At 63.6% G+C, this 572-nt stretch carries 1 protein-coding gene; it reads right to left on the reverse strand.

Features of this window, described 5'->3' with window-relative positions; all coding sequences use genetic code 11:
* The coding region (locus ACR0CG_RS24150) for an aldehyde dehydrogenase family protein (RefSeq protein ID WP_480528064.1) at positions 1–572 on the reverse strand (572 nt) is incomplete at both ends.

The raw sequence follows: 572 nt of genomic DNA on the forward strand, positions 1-572 counted from the left end.
CCGCACCAGCCTCGACCGCCTCGGCAATCTGCGCCCGCACCTCATCGGCAAAGCGCACATTGGCCATCGGGCCAATGGTGGTCTCAGCGTCCAGCGGATTGCCCAGCTTATAGCCCTTCACGATCTCCACCGCCCTGGCGACGAAGTCGTCATACAGGCTTTCATGCACATAAATCCGCTCGATCCCGCAGCAGCACTGGCCCGCGTTGAACATTGCCCCGTCGATCAGCGTCTCAACCGCCGCCTCCAGATCGGCATCGTCCATCACATAACCCGGATCCTTGCCGCCCAGCTCAGTCCCGACGCCGGTAAAGGTGCCCGCCGCCGCGCGCTCCATCGCCTGGCCGCCGCCGACCGAGCCGGTGAAGTTCACGAAGTCGAACGCATTGCCCGCGATCAGATCGTTGGTCACGTCATGGCTCAGAAAGACATTCTGGAACACGTCTTCCGGCACACCCGCTGCATGGAAGGCCTGCGCCATACGCTCGCCCACCAGCAGGGTCTGCGTGGCGTGTTTCAGGATCACCGTATTACCCGCGATCAGCGCCGGGGCCACCGTGTTGATCGCCGTC

The organism is Ruegeria sp. AB8 (genome assembly GCF_056542605.1).